The sequence below is a fragment of the Paenarthrobacter sp. PPS72 genome, from assembly GCF_048537125.1.
GTDB lineage: Bacteria > Actinomycetota > Actinomycetes > Actinomycetales > Micrococcaceae > Arthrobacter > Arthrobacter nitroguajacolicus_E.
This window is the reverse complement of sequence record NZ_JBLYIE010000022.1, coordinates 1-22,236: the sequence shown is the minus strand read 5'-3', so window position 1 is coordinate 22,236 and position 22,236 is coordinate 1. Positions and strand designations below refer to the sequence as shown.

General features: G+C 63.3%; 20 protein-coding genes and 2 pseudogenes. 12 read left to right on the top strand and 10 right to left on the bottom strand.

Annotation, left to right across the window (positions count from 1 at the left end; genetic code table 11):
- The 3 genes from ACLRGI_RS11665 (at position 1) to ACLRGI_RS11655 (ending at position 3,942) form a co-directional block, all read left to right on the top strand.
- Positions 1–1,416: an aspartate ammonia-lyase gene (locus tag ACLRGI_RS11665; protein WP_419201812.1), complete on the top strand. Its 1,416-nt coding sequence runs from the start codon at positions 1–3 to the stop codon at positions 1,414–1,416.
- Positions 1,417–1,554: 138 nt separating this feature from the next.
- Positions 1,555–3,063: an amino acid permease gene (locus ACLRGI_RS11660; RefSeq protein WP_419201811.1), complete on the top strand. Its 1,509-nt coding sequence runs from the start codon at positions 1,555–1,557 to the stop codon at positions 3,061–3,063.
- Between the two features lie 207 nt (positions 3,064–3,270).
- Positions 3,271–3,942 carry a FadR/GntR family transcriptional regulator gene (locus ACLRGI_RS11655; RefSeq protein ID WP_419201810.1) on the top strand — a complete coding sequence of 224 codons (672 nt, stop codon included), beginning with the start codon at positions 3,271–3,273 and terminating at the stop codon, positions 3,940–3,942.
- Here ACLRGI_RS11655 and ACLRGI_RS11650 read toward each other — a convergent pair.
- From ACLRGI_RS11650 to ACLRGI_RS11630, 5 genes are read right to left on the bottom strand one after another with little or no spacing between them, the layout of a single operon-like run.
- Positions 3,939–4,808, bottom strand: a complete 870-nt coding sequence (locus tag ACLRGI_RS11650) for an amidohydrolase family protein (RefSeq protein WP_419201809.1) — start codon at positions 4,806–4,808, stop codon at positions 3,939–3,941. The two genes, ACLRGI_RS11655 and ACLRGI_RS11650, sit on opposite strands and share 4 nt — an antisense overlap.
- Positions 4,805–5,782, bottom strand: a complete 978-nt coding sequence (locus ACLRGI_RS11645) for an aldo/keto reductase (protein WP_419201808.1) — start codon at positions 5,780–5,782, stop codon at positions 4,805–4,807. The genes ACLRGI_RS11650 and ACLRGI_RS11645 overlap by 4 nt, the downstream gene beginning before the upstream one ends.
- Positions 5,779–6,093, bottom strand: a complete 315-nt coding sequence (locus ACLRGI_RS11640) for an L-rhamnose mutarotase (protein WP_419201807.1) — start codon at positions 6,091–6,093, stop codon at positions 5,779–5,781. Before ACLRGI_RS11640 ends, ACLRGI_RS11645 begins: the two co-directional genes overlap by 4 nt.
- A complete protein-coding gene (locus ACLRGI_RS11635; RefSeq protein WP_419201806.1) occupies positions 6,086–7,393 on the bottom strand; it encodes an alpha-L-fucosidase in 1,308 nt (435 codons plus the stop codon). The genes ACLRGI_RS11640 and ACLRGI_RS11635 overlap by 8 nt, the downstream gene beginning before the upstream one ends.
- Complete coding sequence (locus tag ACLRGI_RS11630) at positions 7,390–8,694, bottom strand: L-fuconate dehydratase (RefSeq protein WP_419201805.1); 1,305 nt, start codon at positions 8,692–8,694, stop codon at positions 7,390–7,392. The genes ACLRGI_RS11635 and ACLRGI_RS11630 overlap by 4 nt, the downstream gene beginning before the upstream one ends.
- 140 nt (positions 8,695–8,834) lie before the next feature.
- Between ACLRGI_RS11630 and ACLRGI_RS11625 the strand changes: the two genes are divergently transcribed.
- The 4 genes from ACLRGI_RS11625 to ACLRGI_RS11610 all read left to right on the top strand — a co-directional run bounded on the left by ACLRGI_RS11625 (position 8,835) and on the right by ACLRGI_RS11610 (position 13,302).
- Positions 8,835–9,749 (top strand): fumarylacetoacetate hydrolase family protein, encoded by a 915-nt coding sequence (locus ACLRGI_RS11625; protein ID WP_419201804.1) that lies wholly within the window; start codon positions 8,835–8,837, stop codon positions 9,747–9,749.
- A 7-nt stretch (positions 9,750–9,756) separates the two neighbouring features.
- Entirely contained in the window at positions 9,757–10,518 is a 762-nt protein-coding gene (locus tag ACLRGI_RS11620) for an SDR family NAD(P)-dependent oxidoreductase (protein WP_419201803.1), read from the top strand.
- A 124-nt stretch (positions 10,519–10,642) separates the two neighbouring features.
- Positions 10,643–11,941, top strand: a complete 1,299-nt coding sequence (locus ACLRGI_RS11615; RefSeq protein WP_419201802.1) for an ATP-binding protein — start codon at positions 10,643–10,645, stop codon at positions 11,939–11,941.
- Between the two features lie 116 nt (positions 11,942–12,057).
- Entirely contained in the window at positions 12,058–13,302 is a 1,245-nt protein-coding gene (locus tag ACLRGI_RS11610; RefSeq protein WP_419201801.1) for a low temperature requirement protein A, read from the top strand.
- A gap of 183 nt (positions 13,303–13,485) precedes the next feature.
- Here ACLRGI_RS11610 and ACLRGI_RS11605 read toward each other — a convergent pair whose 3' ends face one another.
- Positions 13,486–14,067 (bottom strand): phosphohydrolase, encoded by a 582-nt coding sequence (locus ACLRGI_RS11605; RefSeq protein ID WP_419201800.1) that lies wholly within the window; start codon positions 14,065–14,067, stop codon positions 13,486–13,488.
- 74 nt (positions 14,068–14,141) lie between these two features.
- The gene (locus ACLRGI_RS11600) at positions 14,142–14,933 is read right to left on the bottom strand and encodes an SDR family NAD(P)-dependent oxidoreductase (protein WP_419201799.1); all 792 of its coding nucleotides are present in this window, start codon (positions 14,931–14,933) and stop codon (positions 14,142–14,144) included.
- A gap of 103 nt (positions 14,934–15,036) precedes the next feature.
- Here ACLRGI_RS11600 and ACLRGI_RS11595 point away from each other — a divergent pair, with 103 nt between their 5' ends.
- Positions 15,037–15,666, top strand: a complete 630-nt coding sequence (locus ACLRGI_RS11595) for a TetR/AcrR family transcriptional regulator (RefSeq protein ID WP_419201798.1) — start codon at positions 15,037–15,039, stop codon at positions 15,664–15,666.
- A gap of 32 nt (positions 15,667–15,698) precedes the next feature.
- Here the strand turns inward: ACLRGI_RS11595 and ACLRGI_RS11590 are convergent.
- Together ACLRGI_RS11590 and gluQRS are read right to left on the bottom strand one after the other, a co-directional pair.
- Positions 15,699–16,834, bottom strand: a pseudogene (locus ACLRGI_RS11590) (serine hydrolase domain-containing protein).
- A 25-nt stretch (positions 16,835–16,859) separates the two neighbouring features.
- On the bottom strand, positions 16,860–17,747 hold the full coding sequence (gene gluQRS, locus ACLRGI_RS11585) for a tRNA glutamyl-Q(34) synthetase GluQRS (protein ID WP_419201797.1): 888 nt from the start codon (positions 17,745–17,747) through the stop codon (positions 16,860–16,862).
- A gap of 385 nt (positions 17,748–18,132) precedes the next feature.
- Between gluQRS and ACLRGI_RS11580 the strand changes: the two genes are divergently transcribed.
- The 3 genes from ACLRGI_RS11580 to ACLRGI_RS11570 all read left to right on the top strand — a co-directional run bounded on the left by ACLRGI_RS11580 (position 18,133) and on the right by ACLRGI_RS11570 (position 20,894).
- Positions 18,133–18,642 carry an Lrp/AsnC family transcriptional regulator gene (locus tag ACLRGI_RS11580; RefSeq protein ID WP_419201796.1) on the top strand — a complete coding sequence of 170 codons (510 nt, stop codon included), beginning with the start codon at positions 18,133–18,135 and terminating at the stop codon, positions 18,640–18,642.
- A 105-nt stretch (positions 18,643–18,747) separates the two neighbouring features.
- Positions 18,748–20,226: a WXG100 family type VII secretion target gene (locus ACLRGI_RS11575; protein WP_419201847.1), complete on the top strand. Its 1,479-nt coding sequence runs from the start codon at positions 18,748–18,750 to the stop codon at positions 20,224–20,226.
- 155 nt (positions 20,227–20,381) lie between these two features.
- Entirely contained in the window at positions 20,382–20,894 is a 513-nt protein-coding gene (locus ACLRGI_RS11570) for a hypothetical protein (protein WP_419201795.1), read from the top strand.
- Positions 20,895–20,913: 19 nt separating this feature from the next.
- On the opposite strand, the gene ACLRGI_RS11565 is transcribed toward ACLRGI_RS11570, so the two are convergent.
- Complete coding sequence (locus tag ACLRGI_RS11565; RefSeq protein ID WP_419201794.1) at positions 20,914–21,369, bottom strand: Lrp/AsnC family transcriptional regulator; 456 nt, start codon at positions 21,367–21,369, stop codon at positions 20,914–20,916.
- Positions 21,370–21,470: 101 nt separating this feature from the next.
- Between ACLRGI_RS11565 and ACLRGI_RS11560 the strand changes: the two are divergent.
- A pseudogene (locus ACLRGI_RS11560) lies at positions 21,471–22,106 on the top strand (LysE family translocator).
- Positions 22,107–22,236 lie beyond the last annotated feature (130 nt).

Genomic DNA, 22,236 nt, shown 5'->3' with positions numbered 1-22,236 from the left:
ATGACCACCGTCGATCAGGCGATCCCCCTCCGTTCCGAACACGACCTTTTGGGCGACCGCGATGTGCCTGCGGATGCCTACTGGGGCGTTCACACCCTCCGCGCAATCGAGAACTTCCCCATCACCGGACAGCCCCTCTCCACCAATAAGCACCTCGTCCGGGGCTTGGCTGCAGTGAAGCAGGCTGCGGCCCGCACCAACCACGAGCTCGGCCTGCTGGATGCCGAGAAAGCCGGCGCCATTGAGCAGGCTTGCCAGGACGTCATGGATGGCATGCTCCACGAGCAGTTCATGGTGGACGTGATCCAGGGCGGCGCGGGCACCAGTTCCAACATGAACGCCAACGAGGTGATCGCCAACCGTGCCCTGGAGATTCTGGGCCACCCCAAGGGCGCCTACTCCAAGCTGCACCCGAATGACCACGTGAACCTGAGCCAGTCCACCAACGATGTTTACCCGACGGCGGTAAACCTCGCCACGATCTTCTCCGTCAAGGAACTCCTGGAGGCCCTCGAAGAACTCGAGTTGGCCTTCGCTGAGAAGGGCCGGGAGTTCCGGACTGTGGTGAAGATGGGGCGCACGCAGCTGCAGGACGCGGTTCCCATGACCCTTGGCCAGGAGTTCGGCGGTTACGCCGTGACTGTCGGCGAGGACCGCGCGCGCCTGGACGAGTCCCACATGCTGATCCACGAGATCAACCTCGGTGCCACCGCGATCGGAACGGGCTTGAACGCCCCGGCCGGCTACGCTGAAGCCGCCTGCCGGCACTTGGCCGAAATCACGGGCCTTCCCCTCCTCACGTCCGCCGACCTCATTGAGGCCACACAGGACGTGGGAGCATTCGTTCACCTGTCCGGCGTGCTGAAGCGCGTGGCAGTGAAACTCTCCAAGATTTGCAACGACCTCCGCCTGCTGTCCTCCGGACCGCGTGCGGGTTTGGGCGAGATCAACCTTCCGGCCGTGCAGTCCGGTTCGTCGATCATGCCCGGCAAGATCAATCCGGTGATCCCGGAAGTGGTCAGCCAGGTGGCGTACGAAGTCATCGGAAACGATGTCACAGTCACCATGGCCGCGGAGGCCGGCCAGCTTCAGCTGAACGCCTTCGAACCGATCATTGTGCACAGCCTGCACAAGAGCATCTCCCACCTGGAAGCAGCGTGCCGCACCCTTACGGCACGCTGCGTCCGGGGCATCACTGCAAACACCGAACGGCTACGGCTTACCGTGGAGCAGTCGATCGGTCTCGTCACGGCATTGAACCCCCATATCGGTTACGCCTCCGCTACCGCTATCGCCCAGGAAGCGCTGGCAACAGGTAAGGGCGTTGCGGAACTTGTGTTGGAGCACGGCCTCTTGACCGCCACCCAACTTGAGGAACTGCTTAGCCCCGAACGTCTGGCAAATCTCAGCAAATAGGCCGAAACTGGCCTGTAAACGCTCCACCCAGCCGATCCGCCCCATGAGGCACGCCCCCACGAGGCTTTGTCCTGCATGCCCGGACCCCCGACCGGACGCACCCAGGACACCCCCAACAGGACACCCCTAAGGATTCCAATGACCAACCCCATCACGGACCACACGGTCCCGGCCCAAGCGCACGCCAGCGAGAAAGCCCTCCACAAGGAGGACTCCGGCTACCACAAGGACCTCAAGCCGCGCCAGATCCAGATGATCGCGATCGGCGGCGCAATCGGCACCGGACTGTTCCTGGGCGCCGGTGGCCGGCTCAACGCAGCCGGTCCCTCCCTCGTCATCGCCTACGCAGTCTGTGGCTTCTTCGCTTTCCTGATCCTCCGAGCACTCGGCGAACTGGTTCTGCACCGCCCGTCGTCGGGATCCTTCGTCTCCTACGCCCGTGAGTTCTACGGCGAGAAGGCAGCGTTCGTTTCGGGCTGGTTCTACTGGATCAACTGGGCCACCACCACCATCGTCGACATCACCGCAGCGGCGCTTTACATGGAGTTCTTCGGTAAATACGTCGCTTGGATAGGTGCCGTTCCACAGTGGGCGTGGGCCCTCATTGCACTGGTTGTTGTGCTCTGCCTCAACCTGGTCTCCGTGAAGGTCTTCGGTGAAATGGAGTTCTGGTTCGCGCTGATCAAGGTGGCAGCGCTCGTGGCCTTCCTCCTGGTGGGCACCTACTTCGTCATCTTCGGCACTCCGGTGGAGGGCCAGGAAGTCGGCTTCAGCCTCATCGCAGACAATGGCGGTGTCTTCCCCAACGGCGTCCTTCCCATGATCATCCTCATGCAGGGCGTGCTTTTCGCTTACGCATCGATTGAACTCATCGGCACTGCCGCGGGCGAAACCGCCAACCCGGAGAAGATCATGCCCAAGGCCATCAACTCCGTGGTCATCCGCATCGCCCTCTTCTACGTTGGCTCCGTGATCCTGCTGGCTCTCCTGTTGCCGTACACCTCTTACGAGAAGGGCGTCAGCCCGTTCGTGACGTTCTTCGGCTCCATCGGTGTGGAGGGCGTGGACGTCATCATGAACCTCGTGGTCCTCACCGCAGCCCTGTCTTCGCTGAACGCCGGCCTTTACTCCACCGGCCGTATCCTCCGCTCCATGTCGGTGGCCGGCTCCGCTCCGAAGTTCGCCCAGCGCATGAACAAGGCAGGCGTCCCCTACGGTGGCATCGCCATCACCGCCGGTGTTTCGCTCCTGGGCGTCCCTCTGAACTACCTTGTTCCGGCCGACGCTTTCGAGATCGTCCTCAACGTCGCTTCCGTGGGCATCATCGTCACGTGGGCCACCATCGTCCTCTGCCAGATGCAGCTCAAACGCTGGGCTGACAAGGGCTGGTTGAAGCGCCCGTCCTTCCGGATGTTCGGCGCCCCGTACACCGGCTGGTTGTCCTTGATCTTCTTGGCTGCCGTGCTGATCATGGTGTTCATCGAGTCCCCGCTGACCATGCTGGTCACAGGAATTGCCTGCGGGCTCATGGTGTGGGGCTGGTTCCTGTGCCGCAAGCAGATCCATGAACTCGCTGCCACCCGCGACGGCTACACCGGCAGCGCGCCGGTCATTGCCAACCGCCCGCTGCCCGGCGGCGATAAGTAACAAGTAGCAAGTAACAAGCGCCAGCTCACGACGGCGGCACCCAGGTTCCGTAACAAACGGAACCCAGGTGCCGCCGTCGTCGATTAACGCCCCAACTGAGTCGCAGCTAAGCGCGTTTAGGGGGTTCAAAACGCGTTCTGCTGCGACTCAGTTGGGTGGGGACGCGGCGGACACAGACATCCGATCATTCGTGGCTACTATTGGTCCATGGCTGTCACAGACGAGGCGATCAGCAAGATCAAAGACATGCTGATCCGCGGTGAACTCAAGGCCGGCGATCGACTTCCGCCGGAAAAGGAACTGAGCGAAAGGCTCGGTCTTTCAAGGAGTTCGTTGCGCGAAGCAGTGAAGGCTCTGGAGCTGATCCGCGTGCTGGATGTGCGCCGCGGCGACGGCACCTACGTGACCAGCCTCGATGCGAAGCTGCTCAACGAAGCGGTGGCATTCGTGGTGGACCTGCACCAGGACCGGTCCATCCTTGAACTCTTTGAGGTCCGACGAATTCTGGAACCGGCCACGGCACACTTGGCGGCAGGCAAAATCACCTCGGACGAGCTCCTGGCGCTGAGAGGCACCATGGCCGGCATCGACGAGAACACGGACGTCGAGGAGCTCGTGGCCCATGACCTGGAGTTCCACAGCATCATCACCGAGGCCGCCGGAAATGACTACCTCGGGAGCCTGTTGGAAGCCCTGTCCAGCAGCACCGTGCGTGCCCGGATCTGGCGTGGCCTGACTCAGGAAAAGGCCGTTGCGCACACTTTGGCTGAGCACCGCGCAATCGCGGACGCCCTTGAACGCGGTGACGCGGAACTGGTGCGGGCCCTGGTCACCGTGCACATCAGCGGCGTGGAGAACTGGCTGCGGCAGGCACTCTAACCTTCGGCGATAGGGGTGACAGCCAAGCCGTAGGTCCTGATGGCCGTCTCCTCCAGCAACAGGTCCTGCTCCGAGGGGCTCAAGGTGGACACGAGTTCCAACAACACATCCAGCGTCCGGCCATACGGTGCCCCAAGCGTACTTACCGGCCAGTCGCAACCGATCATCAAACGCTCCGGCCCGAAAGCCTCCAGTGCTGTTTCGAACAGGGGCACCAAAGCATCCATGGTGTACTCAACGCCCGGCAAATGCAGCCCGGAGAGCTTGGCCACCGAATTCGGTTCCCGCCCCAGCGCACGGAAGTCAGCGCCCCACGAGTCCATAAGCCCAGCATCAGCCAACGGCGGCTTACCCAGATGATCCAGCACAACAGTCAGTTCCGGCATTTCGCGGGCAAGCCGAACCGCGGAAGCCAGATGCCGGGGGAAAGCATCCGGTATATCCAAGGTGAGCCCGTGGCGAGCCACCAACGCCAAGGACTCCCGGACAGCGGGAAGATCCAGGAAATCATCCCTGGGATCGTCATGCACCAGATGCCGGACACCCTTGAAGACGGGCTGGGCCGTGAAACGGTGCAGCTGCTCATCAGCTTCAGCCGGCGCATCCAGCTTGACCCATCCCACCACCCCGAAGACCCAAGGATTCCGCGAGGCAACAGCCAACATATTCTCGGTGTCGGCAACGGTATCGTCGGCCTGGACCAGCACTGCACCCCGAACCCCGGCGGCGTCCAACGCCTCATGCGCCTCATCTTCGCCAAAGCTCCGGAAGAGGGGACCGTGCTGCGGGCCGAGCCATGAATAGTGGCGCACTCCCCCGGTGACAAAGGAGTCCAAGGTCCACAGGTGCAGGTGCGAATCAATCACGCGCGGTGTTCCTCCAACGCGTCCCACAGCCCGTCCGGCACGGGCTCCTCCATGCGGGCCGCATTCGTGGCTACCTGTTCAGGGGAAGTGGCCCCGGCTGTCACGTTCACCACGGCCGGATGCCGCAACGGGAACTGGAGTGCCGCCGTCGGAAGTTCCACGCCGAAGTCGCGGCAGAGGGACGCGAGCGCGCGCGCCCGTTCCAGCACCTCCGGCGGTGCCTGATCGTAGTTGTAGTGCGCATCTTCCGGGACGTCGGGGCGGGCCAGAAGGCCCGAATTGTAGGCCCCTACGCTTACGACGCCGGTGCGGCGCTCCACACAGCGTTGGAGCAGCGGTACGCCGGGCTGCTCAAGCAGGGTGTAGCGACCGGCGAGCATCACGAGATCCAGCTGGGCGGCTTCGACACACTCCAGGGCGGCCTCGGCCGAGTTGATGCCCACACCAATGGCTTTGACCATGCCCTCGGCGCGCAGCTTTTCGAGTGCTGGAAGGCCCTGGGAGATTCCGGCCTGGAGATTGTGGACGTCGGGGTCGTGGAGGTAGGCGATGTCCACGTGGTCCAGACCGAGGCGCTCCAGGGAGTCCTCGATGCTGCGACGGATACCCTTCTCGGAGAAGTCCCATACTCGCCGCGTGGTGGCGGGGACCTCGAAACCTTCAGGGTCCTGGCCGCCGCTGGTGTTGGGTTCGAGTAGGCGGCCAACTTTGGTGGAGATGATGAATTCGTCGCGGGGCTTGTCCCGGAGGACGGCACCCAGCCTCTGCTCGGACAGGCCCAGGCCGTAATGGGGAGCGGTGTCGAAGTAGCGGATGCCGGCGTCCCAGGCGGCAAGCACGGTAGCCAGCGCCTCGCCGTCAGGGATGGCCCGGTAGAGATTTCCGATGCCTGCTCCGCCGAAGCCCAGTTTCCCGAGTTTGCCCGGTTTTCCCTGCATGCCCGGATCAAGTGACGTCAGTGATTCAGCATTCATGGCAGCTCCCATACTTTCTGGATACCCGCATCCTCCCCCGAGTAATCGTCCTGGACCTCCAAAAGTTCAGCCATTCGGGCTTGCCACGGCACGTTGGCCGGGTGATCGGCGAGCGCGTGCCGCATTGCTTGGTAGTCCTGGACGTCCACCACGTGGAAAAGATCCAGCCCGCTGCGCCAGATACGCCAGTTCCGTACGCCGGCATCCTTGAGCGCTGCCACCAATTCCGTGGGAATGTGGGCGTGCGCGTCGGCGTACTCCTCTTCGGTTCCTGGCTTGAGCTTGGTGTGCAGGGCGATGCTCTCAACCATTCACGGCCTCCGTCTCGCCGGCCGACGGCGTCAGGAACAGCTCCAGCACGGGGACGGCCACGTGTGGCCGCTGGACAGGCAGCTTGATGGTGAGTGTTCCGGGTGGCTGTCCGCCCGGGGTCATGTTCATGGCCTGCTGCCCGGGATCCACCTCTTTCAAGAACACCTCCGAAGCGTCATTCAGCAGCTGGGCGTATTCCACCTTGCCAGCAAGGCCAGGCAAATGGACGTACTCGAACGGCCATGCGAACAAGTGAACGTAGAGCCGGTGGCCACGCTGGGTGTAGCGGACATCCGTTGGAGCGGTGAATGACGAAGCGCCTGCACCGTAGATGGACCGCGAGTGCAGCTTCATCCATTCACCAATACCCTCCAACGAAGCCAGGGCCCGCGGATCAAGGCCTCCCCTGCCCGTGGGGCCCACGTTGAGCAGCAGGTTGCCACCCTTGGACACGCCGTCCACCAGCATGCGGATGAGCAGGTCCACGGGCTTGTAGTTCAGGTTGTCCCTGTCGTAGCCCCAGCTGCCGTTCAAGGTCTGGCAGGCCTCCCAGGTGACAGGTTCGCTGTCCACCATCATGGGGCCGGCGGGCTGGTATTGCTCCGGGGTGACAAGGTCCCCCGGGATTTCCAACCGGTCATTGACCACAATGTTTGGCTGCAGCTCGCGCACCATGGCGAGCAGGGCCTCCGAATCCCAGTCTTTCCGGCCTTTGCCGCCCCAGAATTCTTCCTGGTGTCCACTTGTGTAGGAGAAGTCGAAGAACAGGTAGTCGATGGTGCCGTAGTTAGTGAGGAGCTCACGCACCTGACCATGCAGGTACTCGCGATAGCGCGCCATATCGCGTCCGGCGTTCAAGCTTTCGACGTCGGCGGCGTTGCGTTGGGGATGTACGCCGTCCACGGTGAAGTCCGGATGATGCCAGTCGATGAGCGAGTGGTAGAAACCGACCCTCAGCCCTTCGGCCCGGAGCGCTTCCACATACGGCGCGATCAAATCCCGGCCTGCCGGCGTGTTGGTGGCTTTGTAGTCTGTCAGGGCGGAATCCCACAGGCAGAAACCGTCATGGTGCTTGGTGGTGAGGACAACGTACTTCATTCCGGCGTCCCGTGCCGTCCGTGCCCATTCACGGGGATCGTAGAGGTCAGGATCGAAGCGCCGGAAGTACTTGGAGTACTCCTCCACCGTGATCTCTTCCTGATTCATCACCCACTCGTGCCGGGCAGGCAGGGCGTAGATGCCCCAGTGGACGAACATCCCAAATCGGGCTTCTTCAAACCAAGGTGCGTGCTGGATCAACGGGATTCCTTCCATACGGGGCCGTTCGGAAAGCTGTACGCGGCCAGTGTTTCACGGAGCATTTCGTTTCCTGCGCCGGGATTCGACGGCGGCCAATACGCGCCGTCGTGAACCGCCACGGGAGTGACGAAGTGTTCGTGGAGGTGGTCTACGAACTCGATGGTCCTGTCTTCCTTGGTGCCGGACACCGCAACGAAGTCGAACATGGACAGGTGCTGCACGGCTTCACAGAGGCCCACGCCGCCGGCATGCGGACAAACCCTCACACCGAACTTGGCAGCGAGTAGGAGAATGGCGAGGTTCTCATTGACCCCGGCCACGCGGGCGGCGTCGATCTGCAGGACTTGGAGTGCCCCTGCTTGAAGCAGCTGTTTGAATACCACCCGGTTCTGGACGTGCTCACCGGTGGCCACGGGAATCGGTGCGACGCCGCGGGCAATGGCGGCGTGGCCCAGGATGTCGTCGGGGCTGGTGGGTTCCTCGATCCAGGCGATGTCGTAGGGGGCCAGGTGGGCCATCCAGTCGATGGCCTGTTGGACGTCCCAGCGCTGGTTGGCGTCCACGGCGATCTTGATGTCCGGGCCAACAGCAGCCCTCGCAGTGCGCACGCGGCGGATGTCGTCCTCCAAGGAGGCGCCCACTTTGAGCTTGATCTGGGCAAATCCGTCAGCCACGGCTTCCTTGGCCAGCCGTGTCAGTTTCTCGTCGCTGTAACCCAGCCAGCCCGGCGTCGTGGTGTATGCGGGGTAGCCCTCAACGCGAAGCGCCGCTTTGCGGGCTTCCCTGCCGGGTTGGGCGGCGCGGAGGATGTCCAGGGCTTCATCTGGCGTGAGGGCATCCGTGAGGTAGCGGAATTCCACAAGTGCCACCAGCTCTTCCGGTGTCATTCCGGCAAGTAATTCCCAAAGGGGCAGTCCTGCTCGTTTAGCCTTCAAATCCCACAGTGCATTGACCACGGCGCCGATGGCCATGTGCATGACGCCCTTCTCGGGCCCCAGCCACCGCAGCTGCGAGTCGTGGGCCAGCAGTTTCCAGGTGGCCCCCATGTCATTGAGAAGGTCCTCCACCGGGCGGCCCACGAGGTGGTCCCTCAGGGCGTTGATCGCCGCCGTTTCCACCTCGTTCCCCCGTCCAATGGTGAAAACAAAGCCGTGTCCCTCATGCCCGTCACGGGCGTCCGTGCGAATGATCAGGTACGCAGCGGAATAGTCCGGGTCCGGATTCATGGCGTCGGAACCGTCAAGTTCCAAGGATGTTGGGAAGCGGATGTCGAAGGTATCCATTGCGGTGATGATGCTCATGTGGCTCCTGAGGTGCGTCACGATTCTCCCCAGAGCCTAAACATCCGATGTCTGCCTTGTCAATGGGTCACATTTCCGTATTATGGGTGGAAACACCACACTAGAGCTCGGATGTTAGTCCCGAACGCACGGAGGAAGCCATGACCTTGAAATTCGCCAGGCTGGGTACGGCCGGAAACGAACAACCGGTCGTCATCGCCCACGACGCCGACGGCGCTGAGAAGTACTTCAGCCTCACGGCCCTGACCAACGACATCGACGGCGGTTTCCTCGCCTCGGATGGCATCGAACGCACCCGCGGAGCCTTGAATAGAGGGGAACTCCCCGAAATCCCGCCCAAAGGCCTGCGCATCGGCGCGCCCGTCGCACGCCCGGGAGCAGTGGTGGCCATCGGCCTCAATTACACCGCGCACGCTGCCGAATCCGGCGCGACGCCGCCCGAGGTTCCCGTGGTGTTCCTCAAGCCCACCAACACCATCGCCGGCCCGTTCGACGCCGCGCCCATCCCACCGTCGTCAGAAAAATACGACTGGGAAGTGGAACTGGCCATCGTCATCGGCCGCGAAGCGTCATACCTTTCCTCCGTTGCTGAAGCCGAAGCGTGCATCGCCGGTTACGCGGTGGCCAACGACCTCTCCGAACGTGAGTACCAGATTCCCGGTGCTGCCGGACAGTGGACCAAGGGCAAGTCGCTCCCCGGCTCCACTCCCCTGGGCCCGTGGCTGGTTCCGGCCACGGACATCGATGCAGGCAATCTTCGCCTGCAGACCTTGGTCAACGGCGAAGCCCGCCAGGACTCGAGTACATCGGACATGATCTTCGATCCCGCCACGATCGTCCACCACCTCAGCCAGTACATGGTCCTGGAACCGGGCGACGTGATCATCACGGGCACCCCCGAGGGTGTGGCGTTGTCCGGCCGGTTCCCCTTCATCCAACCCGGTGACGTGGTGGAGTTGGAAATTGAGGGATTGGGTCGCCAACGGCAGGAGTATGTCCGCGCGCAGGCCGCTTCCGCCTCCGGCGCAACCACCCCCGCCCACATCAACGCCTGACGCCGCCATGGCACCCTTGGAAAGCAACGAATTCGAAGGACTGACCGCACTCGTGACCGGCGGCGCCTCCGGCATCGGGGCGGCCATCGCGGACCGTCTCGCTGCCGGAGGTGCGCGGGTCGCAGTCCTGGACCTTGCCCCCGAAACCAGCCCGCACTTTGGAGTGCAGTGCAACGTTGCCGATGACGCGTCGGTGCGTGCCGCCGTCGAGCACGTTGTTCAGCAGTTCGGCCGCCTGGACATTGTGATCAACAACGCCGGCATCGGCGCGCAGGGTGACATCGCCGCTAACGACGACGACGAATGGCTGCGCGTCCTCAACGTCAACGTGGTGGGAATCGCCCGTGTCAGCCGGGCAGCCCTGCCGTACCTTCGCGAGTCCCCGGCGGCCGCGATCGTGAACACCTGTTCCATCGCGGCCACTGCCGGGCTTCCGGCGCGTGCCCTGTACTCAGCGTCGAAGGGAGCCGTCTTGTCGCTGACCCTCGCCATGGCGGCTGACCATGTGCGCGAGGGAATCCGTGTGAACTGCGTGAACCCCGGCACCGTGAATACTCCCTGGGTGGGCCGGCTGCTGGACTCAGCCGCTGACCCGGCAGCTGAGCGCGCCGCCCTCAATGCCCGTCAGCCCCACGGCCGGATGGTGGATCCCGCCGAGGTGGCCGGCGCCGTCGCCTATCTGGCGAGCCCCCGGTCGGGTTCGACGTCCGGGACCTCGCTGGCGGTCGACGGCGGCATGCAGGGTCTGCGGTTGCGCCCCACTCACTAGGTTCCCGTAACGCACCCGCGTTTCGTAACGCAACGGGCCCGCAACCTCCTGCGGCGGTGGTTCGCCTATGCTCAACTCCAAGAGATCAACGGCGACTCATTTAGCAGACTCAGGAGATACAGCCATGAGCAACTGGCGCATCAGGGACTTCCATTCGTCCGATTTGGACGGCATCCTGCACCTCTGGGAGTCACTCAAAGCCGACGGCGTGGAGCCGGTCTATGCGTTGTCCGAGGTCCTGGCGTCCTGCGAGAAGGACCACGCCGTGGTGGCCGTCCAAGGTGACCAGGTGGTGGGTGCCGCGGTTGGACGCGCCGCGCACGACCAAGGCTGGATTGTTTTCCTGGCCACGCTCACGGAGTTCCGCGGCCGCGGCATCGGCACCTCGCTGCTGTCCGCCGTCGAGAACCGCATGGCCCCGCACGGCCTCAACAAACTCTCCGCGCTCATGCCCGAGACCGAAACCCGTGTCGAAGCGTTCCTGGGGCGCGGCTTCGTAGTGAAGAAGAACCTGCGCTATTTCGAGCGGACCATTCCCGTACAGCGGCAGGAATTGGGCGCGTTGGGGTTGCTGGGTGGGCGCATCCTGGCACGGGACCTGTGGGAGAACGTGGCGGGCATGCGCCGCGAGAAGGAACTGCTGGAACGGCGCCTGGTCCTTCCCCTGGCCGAGGCCGACCTCGCCGACGAATACGGCGTGGTCCCGCCGCGGGCAGTCGTGCTTTTTGGCCCTCCGGGTACCGGCAAGACGACGTTCGCCAAAGCCATCGCGTCAAGGCTCGAGTGGCCGTTCGTAGAGGTCTTCCCGTCGCGCTTGGCCTCTGACCCCAAGGGCCTGGCCGGCGCATTGCGCCAGACCTTCCTGGAAATCGCCGAGCTGGAACACGCTGTGGTGTTCATCGACGAAGTGGAGGAGATCGCGTCCCAGCGCGCCGGGGATCCGCCGTCGCCACTGCAGGGCGTCACCAACGAACTCCTCAAGATCATCCCGGCCTTCCGCGAACAGCCGGGCCGCTTGCTGGTGTGCGCCACCAACTTCATCCGCGCCCTTGACACAGCGTTCCTGCGGCACGGCCGGTTCGACTACGTCATCCCCATCGGGCTTCCGGACGTCCATGCCCGCGAAGCGATGTGGCAGCGGTTCATCCCAGCCACCGTGGTGGACTCGGTTGACATCGCCCAGCTGGTGGAGCGGACCGAGGGCTTCTCACCCGCCGACATCGAGTTCGCTGCCCGCAGCGCGTCCCAGCGGGCCTTGGAAAAAGCAGTGTACGACGACGGCGGCTCCGGTCCCGCTTCCAACGGGCGTAAAGGTCCGGTCACCCAGGACTACCTCGACGCGATTGGTGATACCCGGACCACCGTCAGCGCTGAGGTGCACCAGGACTTCCTGGAAGACATCGATGTGTTGGGCCGAGTGTAGGGCTGCTTCTTCCTCGAGTTCGCCGGAACGCTGCGGGGTCGCCGGAATGTTCCGGGGGATCTCGACGCATTCCGGCGATCTCGGTGTGGACGCAGGGCAACGGTAGTCTTTGAGCCATGTCCTCGAATCCCCTTCGCCATGCGCTTTCCCGCATGGGCGGCCGCGATCCCCATGAAAAGCACCGCACAGCAACTCCGTTGGAGCTCTTCTTCGACCTGACCTTCGTCATCGCTTTCGGTGTTGCCGGCAACCAGTTCGCCCGTGCGGTGGCGGAAGCGCATTTCTGGCCGGGGCTCCTCGCCTTCTCCTTCGCCATGTTTGCCGTGATCTGGGCATGGATCAACTTCACCTGGTTTGCCAGCGCCTACGACACCGATGACTGGGTGTTCCGCGTGGTCACGATGGTGCAGATGGTGGGCGTCCTCATCCTGGCCATGGGCATCGAGCCCGTGTTCCAGTCCATCATCGAGGGCAGGCACGTGGACAACGTCACCATGGTGCTCGGCTACATCGTGATGCGTGTGGCGCTGATCTTCCAGTGGCTACGCGCTGCCCGCCAGGATCCCGAACGCCGGGAAACGTGTTTGCGCTACGCAAAGTACGTGGCGATCGTCCAAGTAGGCTGGGTTGTGGTCCTCCTGGTCGATGCGAGCGTCCTGAACACTTTCCTCATGGCAGCCCCGCTGTTCATCCTGGAGATGGCGGCCCCTTACTTCGCGGAACGTAAGATCCGCACTCCGTGGCATGCGCACCACATCGCGGAAAGGTACGGGCTCCTGGCCATCATCGCCCTGGGTGAATGTTTGATTGGTGCCATTGAAACCCTGCGCGCGATCGTGGCCAACCACCAATGGTCCATGGATGCTGCCTTGGTGGGGTTGAGTGGGACCGGGCTGGCCTTCGCCATGTGGTGGATCTATTTCATCCTGCCCTCAGGCCCGGCACTGCACGTTCAGCGGCACCGGTCGTGGGTGTTCGGCTACGGGCACATCTTCATCTTCGCTGCCATCGCCGCCACAGGTGCGGGACTGCACGTTGCCGCATACTTCATCGATGACGAAGCCCGCATCCCGGCAGCGGCCGCCGTCGCCTCGATCGCCATCCCCATCATTCTGTTCAAGGTCTCGCTCAGCTCTCTGTACGGGATCATGCTCGGCTTGGACCGCGAACACCTGTGGAGCTCCGTGCTGGTGGTCCTTGGGCTGGCTGCAAGCATCGCCCTGGCGGCCGCGGGCGCCTCCGTGCCGGTTTGCATGCTGGTCATGATGCTGGTCCTGGGCCTGTCGATTGCGTACGACGAACGACGCGGGCACAAGGGCCGGGCAGCGGCGCTCCGGCGGCTGGAAACCGCTGCGGGCTAAGGGCTGCTAGTCGGGAACGTGAGTTGCGAGGCCCGGGTTGCGAGGCCCGCTCTGCGCCCTATTTCCCACTCCAGGCGCGCAGAACAGGCCCCACAACTCACCACGCTCTGGTTGCGAGGCCCGCTCTGCGCCCTATTTCCCACTCCAGGCGCGCAGAACAGGCCTCGCAACGGTCCGTACGGGTTATTCGGGAACGATCTCGTCGAGTTCCCGGAGCAGGTAAGGGTTGACGCGCTCCAATATCATCCGGACCTCTTCGCGGGGAACGGCCGTGTACAGCACCGGGCGGGCATCCGCGTAGCGCGTGACGGGCGGCTTGTCCGGCCACTTTTCGGCGAGGGCCTGAACCCGCTCGGGGAGCGAGTTGTGGGCGTTGTCCGCGATCTTCACCAACGTGGCGTCGTGGTCCTCCGCGACGTAACGGATGCCGGCGTCGTAATCATCGGGGTCGTCGTGAAAGCGGCGGGTGAGACGTTCGATGATGTCTACTGCCCGTTCAGTAACTCCCATGTCCAGCAACGCCTGCCGGGTGATAGGCGTGTCCTCGGCGATGTCGTGAAGATAGCCGGCGATCTGGATGTCCTCGTCAAAGTCGGCGAGCGCATCACCCACGGCCAAAACGTGCTCCCGGTAGGGACGCTTAAGCTTGTCCTTCTGCCGATTGTGGGCCACCTCCGCCAGGACCTGGGCTGTCTCTACAGTGAAGCGTGGTTCGGGCATGCTGGCCTCCGGGTTGAGCATGGGAGCAACGGGGATTGGTCCCATGCTCAGGCTATCCGCTGCCACGTGACCGAACACGGTTACGTGACAGAAAGCGCGTTTTGCCGATCGGGAACTCTCTACCAGTCCTGGACCGCACGTGCAGCGATGGCGACGGTGACGGCGCGTGGCAGGCGCTGCGCGAACCCGGCCGCAATTCGGTTGGTCCAGCCCGAGACGACGCTGCCAGGTGTTCCCTTGCGGTCGAGGGCCTTCAGTGCAGTGCCCACAACCTGTGCGGAGGTCTGCATCTTGCCCACAGCTGCGGATTCGCCGCCGAGGACGTCGAAGAACTCGGTTCGCGTCGCCCCGGGGCATAGAGCGAGGACGTTGAGCCCGGAATCCTTGTTCTCGTGAGCCACCGCCTCGGTGAAGCTGAGGACGAAGGCCTTGGTGGCTCCATACACGGCCATGCCCGGAATTGGTTGGAAAGCGGCTGTGCTGGCGACATTCACCAAGGCGCCCTTGCCGGAGGCGAGCAAATTCGGCAGGAAGGCCCGGGTGATATCCACCAGGGCTGCGACGTTCAAGGAAATCTCCGCCGCAATGGTCTCCGGATCTTCCTCGGCTAAAGGGTTGTGGGTAGCGAAACCTGCGTTGTTTATCAGCGTGTCCACGGTAATTCCACGGCCGGCCAGTTCCTCGAAAAGTTCACGGCCAACCCCTGCGCGGCCCAGATCCATGGGCAGCACCGTCACGGTGACTCCCTTGTTGGAGCGCAGTTCACTGGCCAGTTCCTCCAAGCGGTCCCCGCGCCGTGCAACCAGGACAAGGTGGGAGCCACGGGCAGCGAACCGGCGAGCGAACTCAGCACCGAGTCCGGAACTGGCGCCGGTGATCAGTGCGGTGGTGCCGGTGTAAGTCATGGTCATGGGATATCCAATCGGTTTGAGCCTCAACGTGATGTAGTCACTGTCAACATCGTAGGCAGTGACTACATTGTTGTCAATGACTACATTGGCTTAGACTTGTCGCATGAGTGAGCAGCCCTACCATCATGGCAAACTCCGGGAAGCCCTCCTGGAACGTGCCATGGAAACCATCGAAGAAGCAGGCGTGGAGGGACTCTCCCTGCGGCAGCTGGCCCGCGACGTGAACGTCAGCCACGGCGCCCCCGCCAAGCACTTCCGCGACAAGCAAGCGCTGATCGATGCCATGGCACTGACCGGCTTCGAGTCAATGAACGGCCTCATCATGGATGCCGCTCGGGCAGGCAGTGACCTCCGGAGCCGCTTCGTTCGTATCGGAAAGGCCTATGTCGACTTCGCCGTCGCGCACCCGGCCCTCCTGACGGTGATGTACTCCACCAAGCACCACCCGGATTCCAGCACCGAGCTGCGGAACACCGGCGGGGAAGGAATTCGTGTTGCCCAGGCCATGATTATTGAGGCACAGGAGGCCGGCGTTCTGGCCGCAGGCGACCCCGAAACACTGGCCATGGTCTGCTTCGTGAGCCTTCATGGGGCGGCCCTCCTTGCCGCGGGCAAGCACCTGGATGGAGCATCGGTGGACGATGTAGCGCTCGCGACCACCGACACCCTGTGGGCCGGGATGGCAGCCGGAGTCCCGGCCGCGCAGTCCATGCAGCCCGCCCAGCGCAGCTAGGCCGCGCAGCGCGACCAGCCCACCCAGCGCAGCTAGGCGGCCAACCCGTCAACGGCTTCACGCACCGCCGAGCTCAACTTGAAGTTCCGGCAGCCCACTCCCCCGGGCTCCGCCTGCTGCGGCACGTACCCAAAGCCGAGGTCATACACAGGGTCCGCGAACCCCAAAGAGGCGCTGGCGCCGTCGTGCCCGAACGCGCGGTAACTGCCGAACGGCATCCGGGCATGGGACTTCATGAACACCGTGCCAAAGCAGCCGGTTTCGCCGAAGACCCGGTCGATCCCGAACACCTGTTCCGCCGATACCTTTCGGATGGTCTCCTCGGTCAGGAGAGGCACGACGCCGGCCCGGTCACCGGACGCTCCAGCCGCCCCTTCGCCCACCACGCCGGTCAGGGCGGCGGCGTAAATCCTGGCCATGCCTTCCGCGCTGGCCACGCCGGCCACCGAGCTCAGCCCCGCGGCCCGTACTTCCCGGATGTTCGGAAGATCCAGGATGTCGCCCACGGCAGAGTTTGCCGCCAAGCCGAAATGGCTTGCCGGGTCCACCCATGGCCACGACGGGTCGGCTGTCCAACGGAATGGCGCGAATCGGGCTTCTTCCTCCTGGGGCAGCCCGAGATAGAAGTGGGCTCCTGTCACCGCCCTGATCCGTCTTTCAAAAACTTCCTGCAACGTGGAGCCGGTGATGCGCCGGCACAACTCTTCCATGAAGATGGCTATGGTCAACGCGTGATATCCGAAGGCAGCGCCCGGCTTCCACAGCGGTGCCAGTTGAGCGAGCTTTGCCGCGGCGAGCTCTGAGTTATTGACTTCCTCGAGCGACAACCCGCCTTCCACGCCCAGAAGACCGGCCTGGTGGGACAGGAGCTGGGCTACCGTGATGGAGCCCTTGCCCTCTATGCCGAATTCCGGCCAGTACTTGACCACCTCAGCGTCAAGGTCGAGCATGCCGTCTTGAACAAGCAGGGCCATCACCAGGCCCGCCATGCCCTTGGAACATGAAAATACGCCGGTCACCGAATCCGGGCGAATGTGTGGTCCGCCGCTGAGGTCCAGCACCTTGACGCCACGATGGTAGGCCGCGAATAGTCCGGATCCTGGTCGAGGAAACGGCCGAAGAGCTCGGCGACGGACTCAAAACCTGGGGCGATCACCTGTGAATGCATCCAGACAGCCTATGCGTTGGGACGCTCAGTGCCGTGGCGTTATCCACACCCATGGTTCCTTTGGAAGGCCGTCAGGGTGGAAATGGGGCAGCACATCTTCCAAGGTCCCGGCAGGCAGCCCCAGGGATTCGAGTATCAGGTCCCGCACCCGCTGCGGGGGAATTCCGACGGCGGCAAGGTCGCCCAGCGTGACGGCGCCGTCCCGCTTTGCCAGCCTGGCGCCGTCGTGGTTAACCACCAGCGGAACGTGCGCATATTCAGGGATCGCAAGGCCCAGCAGCGTGGCCAGGTAGGCCTGCCGCGGGGTGGACGGAAGGAGGTCGTCGCCGCGCACCACCTGGTCGATTCCCTGGGCAGCGTCGTCTACTACGACGGCCAGGTTATAGGCCGTCACCCCGTCATTTCGACGCAGCACAAAGTCATCCACCACACCTGCATATTTGCCGTGTAACTGGTCCTCAACAGCCCACTCCGAAACGTCCGAACGCAGGCGGATTGAGGCTGGACGTGACGCCCGCCGGATTTCTCGTTCGGCGCGGGAAAGGCGCCGGCACGTCCCTGGATATGCGCCCTGGGGCGCATGCGGGGCTGTCGGGGCCTCCTGAATTTCCCGGCGTGTGCAGAAGCATTCGTACGTCCGGCCGTCGGCGGCCAGGTGACTTATGGCTTCGTCATACAGCGCGGCGCGTTCAGTCTGGCGGACGACGGCGGCGTCCCAGCTGACGCCGATTGCCTGCAGGTCGCGGAGCTGCTCCGCCTCGGCTCCGGAACGGGCACGGTCCAGGTCCTCCACGCGCAACAGGAAATTCCTCGCGCTCGACTTCGCGAACAACCAGGCCAATATGGCGGTGCGCAAGTTGCCGACGTGCAGTTCACCGGAAGGGCTCGGGGCGAAACGGCCAGCGGAAGTCATGGTCCAAGCCTATGCGGGTCCGCCGCGACGGGCTGCGTCACGCTGCGCTGCGGAGGCCGCACCTCAGAGGCGGCGACGAGCCGGGGAGGCGGCGACGAGCCGGGGCGGCGGCGACGAGCCGGCAACGCAAGAGCCCCTCAGCTACCGCAACGATCCGGTGGCTCAGGGGCTCTTACTGTGCTGCCCGCACGAACGGGCTAGTGCAGAATGACAATGCTGTGAACAAGAGTCAATCAGCGGCTGCTTCCTTGCGGGAAACCTATGCAGGGGTCCGGGTGGTGTTCCGGGTGCCTGGTGCCTGCGGGGTCCGGCGGTAGCCTCGCCCTGCTTCGTTGTCACCATTTGAGCAGTACGCATACAGTTGGTGCAACGGACAGTAAAAGGAATGGTCGATCTGACCAGTCTGCAAGGAAAACTTGGACAGGAAGTGGTCACTTTGCAGGAACTTGACGCCACAGACCGGCGGATCCTTGCCGCGCTGGATGAAGATCCCCGCGTGCCCATCATGGTGTTGGCACAGAAGCTCCATCTGGCGCGCGGAACTGTGCAGTCCCGCTTGGAGCGAATGACGGCCGCCGGGGCCCTGCGCCCGAACAGCAGCCGCGTGCTGCCCTCGGCACTTGGGCGCGGTGTTGCCGCCGCAGTCAGCGCCGAACTCGACCAGAGTCATCTGAATGAAGCCATTGCTGCCCTCCGGAACATCCCCGAGGTCCTTGAATGCCACGCACCGGCGGGTGATACCGACCTCATCATCAGGGTGGTGGCCAAGAGCCCGGACGACCTCTACCGCGTGTCCGAGGAGATTCGCCTGTGCCCCGGGATCGTCCGCACATCCACCAGCATGTTCCTCCGGGAAGTCATTCCCTATCGGACAACCGGCCTGCTCGCGGAGTAGCTGGTCACAGGCCGTTGTCCACATAGGGCAGTTGTGCCCATGTGCCCCTGACGCGGGCCAGCTTAGGATGGGGGCAGATCAACGGCAGACAATCCTGGGGGCATGGTGGCGGGCAATTTCTACGGCGCAGACGTCGCACAGTTGCGGCAGTTGGCCAAGGAACTGGCCCGCAGCGCGGACCGGCTCAACGAGCTGGGACAACAGTTGTCAGGCGCCATTACCAACAGTCCTTGGCGAGGGAACGACGGCGACCGCTTCCGTCATGAGTGGAACGGCTCGCACCTGCGGGCCCTCCAGAGCGCAGCGTCCGGCATCAACGCCGCGTCGCAGAGCCTGTTGAAGAACGCCCAGGAACAGGACGCTGCCAGCACCGGGGGATCCGGCGGAGCCGGAAGCGGCGGGCCAGGCTCATCCGGGGGGAACGGACAGGAATTAACGGACCTGCTGAACGGCATGACGCCTGAGGAACGGGCCGGGTACCTCCGTAGCAACGAATTCAAGAAATGGGCGCTGGAACATCCTGAGGCAGCAAAAGCCGCCATGGATGCGGCCGCCGATTCGGGGCTAATCGACAAGAAGTCACCCGAATACTCCCAATTCCTCAGTGATTACTGGAACCAGCAGGCCATGTCCCGGATGGGCATCGATCCCTCCACCTGGGACACCAGCAAAGGCACGGAGTACAACTGGGAAACCATCAAAAAGGTCTACGACTTTTACGGGCAGGCCTTCCTGGCCAACCCGGATCTTCAATGGGCCGGCATGGCAAACATGATTGGGCCCTCCTTCGCCGGAGGCTTCAAAGATATGGCCATGCTCCGCGATCTGGCCCAGCAAATAGCGGACAATCCTGCCTCAGACATCCCACTGCCCGTGTTGGACCAGATCGAGCAACTGGCCGGTATGAGTGACGCCGAAATCGAGTTCTACGAGACGTCCATGTTGGACATGAACAAAGAGATTTTCCTGGACCAGGCCCGCCAGCACCAGGCGTACATGAATGGTGGCCTTGAGGAGATCAACCGGCTCCGGGACTCCGGCGCCATCGACCCCGGCACGGCCGAGGCCTGGGCCCAGATCGATTCCGGGGACCCGGAACAGGTCCAGGAGGGAAACACCGCCCTGCTGTACCGGGAGCAGAACGAAGTCATCGCCGATGACTACACCGACATGCGCAACCACCCCGGCGGCGAGGCCGTAACGTACATGGTGACCTTGGCCGGTGAGCCATCCATTCCAGGTGCCAAGAGCTACCCCGAAGTCTTCCCTTACGAGTTCAGTGTGGAAAGCCCGGGGCCGGAGAACCTTCCCTTCACCAACTGGGACAACCCGACGCAATTCCGCACGGACTTCACCACCGGGTTCCCGGACGGCAATATCGCCGATGCCGACCAGCGCTGGGCCCTGATCCAGCAAGACACCCTCCCGGCTTACCAGGACCTGCTGGCCAACGATCCCCAGCAGGCCAGGGACATCGTGGGCTCGGACTTCAACGACCGCGTTGAGCAGTATCGGCCCACCAACAATATTCCCGGCATCATGGACCGCTTCCTTGATGGCTTCGACGCGGAGGTCCACCAATGAGCCTGCCTGCGTTCCGTCCGGCCCCCGGGTTCCTGAAGCTCGCAGTCCCGGTAATTGTGGCGCTCGGAATTCTAGGCACCACGGCATGCCAGGTGCCGGGAACCTTTCCACAGTCCCAGTCGTCAGAAACGTCCCCATCTTCCCAAGGGAGCACAGTGATCACCTCGGAATTTTCCACCCTAGACGCCGCAGGTGTTGACCGGATCAGGACGGACAAGCAGGCAAAGTTGGACATGAGCAGCGGTTCACTGCAGAAATCCGCTGTCCGAGTTTCCGGCGACAGCTACGGTCCTGAGATCAACACGCAGGAGTCCGGCAAGATCAACCTGACGATTGTCGGTCCCGGCGGAGAGATCAGCGCCCAAACGGACCGCATCCGTTTCAAGACCACAGCTGCGAGGCCCGATTTCACCGAGGTCACCTACTTCCTCACCGCCGGTTCGCGGGAGGAGTTCACCACTCTTATCCGTGATGGTGTGGACAACTACGGCATCGATTCCGACGATGCCGAACGTTGGATTTCTTCTGCCGGACAGGATCCGGACTTCAAGAGCGACTACTCCCTCACCTCGGGGACCAGCACCGGGCTGGAAGTGAACTACGATCTTCGCTTCGACGGTTCCAAGGATTCCCAGGTCATCATCGTCCACGTAAGGCCCACGAGCTGACCCTGCCTTCACGGACGCTTCAGACTGACGGCCCGATGTTGGTCTTCAGGTTCTTCATCACCAGCGTTGACGTCAGCCGTTCCACCGCGGGAAGAGCCGCCAGTTCGTCGTCGTAAAAGCGCTGATAGGCAGGCAGGTCGGCGGCAATGACCTTCAGCAGGTAGTCCGGAGAACCGAAGAGCCGTTGGGCCTCAACGATGTTCGGGCTCGCTGTTACGCGCTCCTCAAACTCGGCCATGATGGTGCGTTCCACCTGCTTGAGGGTGACGAACACAATGGCTTCGAAGCCCAGCCCCACCGCCGCGGGGTCAATGTCGGCACGGTAACCCCGAATCACCCCCGATGACTCCAGATCACGTAGCCGGCGGTGGCACGGAGCCACCGTCAAACCGACCTTGGAAGCGAGCGCCGTGGCCGTCATCCGCCCATCCTGTTGGAGGTGGCGCAAAATAGTCTTGTCGATCCCGTCAATCACGCAATAATCTTACCCCCGAATGCGATTCCAGAGCGAAATCAGGGAACACTTATGGGGGACTTTTCCCTAGAGTTTTCCTACCAACTAACTCTGGAGAGATCGTGAATCCGCAGCTGTTCCTCGCCTTCATTCTCGTGGCCGTCAGCTTGGCGTGCACCCCTGGCGTCGACTGAGCCTACTCGATCTCCGCCGGCCTGCGCCAACGCAGTTTTGTCCCTGCCGTTGCCGGACTCTGCAGCGGATATGTCATCCATACCGTGCTGATGGCAGCCGGTCTGGCCGCGTTGCTCGCCGGCGTCCCGGGACTCTTGGGGTGGTTGACCATCGCCGGCGCCGGTTACTTGCTGTGGCTCGGCATCTCAACCCTCCGCTCATGGCGAGGCGCGAGCTTCAGTGCGGAAGGCGGCGTCGTGCAGTCCGGAAACCAGCTCCGCACCTTCCTTCAGGGCATGGGCACCAGCGGCATCAATCCGAAGGGATTGCTCTTCTTCGTTGCGCTGGTGCCGCAGTTCGTCAGCCCCGAGGCAGCACTGCCTGTTCCGGTCCAGTCAGGCTTGCTTGGCCTGACCTTCGTGATCCTCGCCGGCGTGGTCTACACCGCGGTCGCGTTGACTTCCAGGACGCTGCTGGCCTCCCGGCCCGGTGCCGCCCGGGTGGTGACGCTGGTCAGCGGGATCATCATGATCGGGCTGGGGACAGTGCTGTTATCGGAGCAACTCCTTCCACTGCTGCACTAAATCCAGGCTGGGGGCAGCCAGTCGACCGGCACTTAGCCTCGATCCACCGGTCGGGTTGAGGTTGTAGCGGCGTTTTAAACAGAGAATGCCTGTCGGATCGGGAAAGATGGGGTTTGTCTAGAACTCCGTT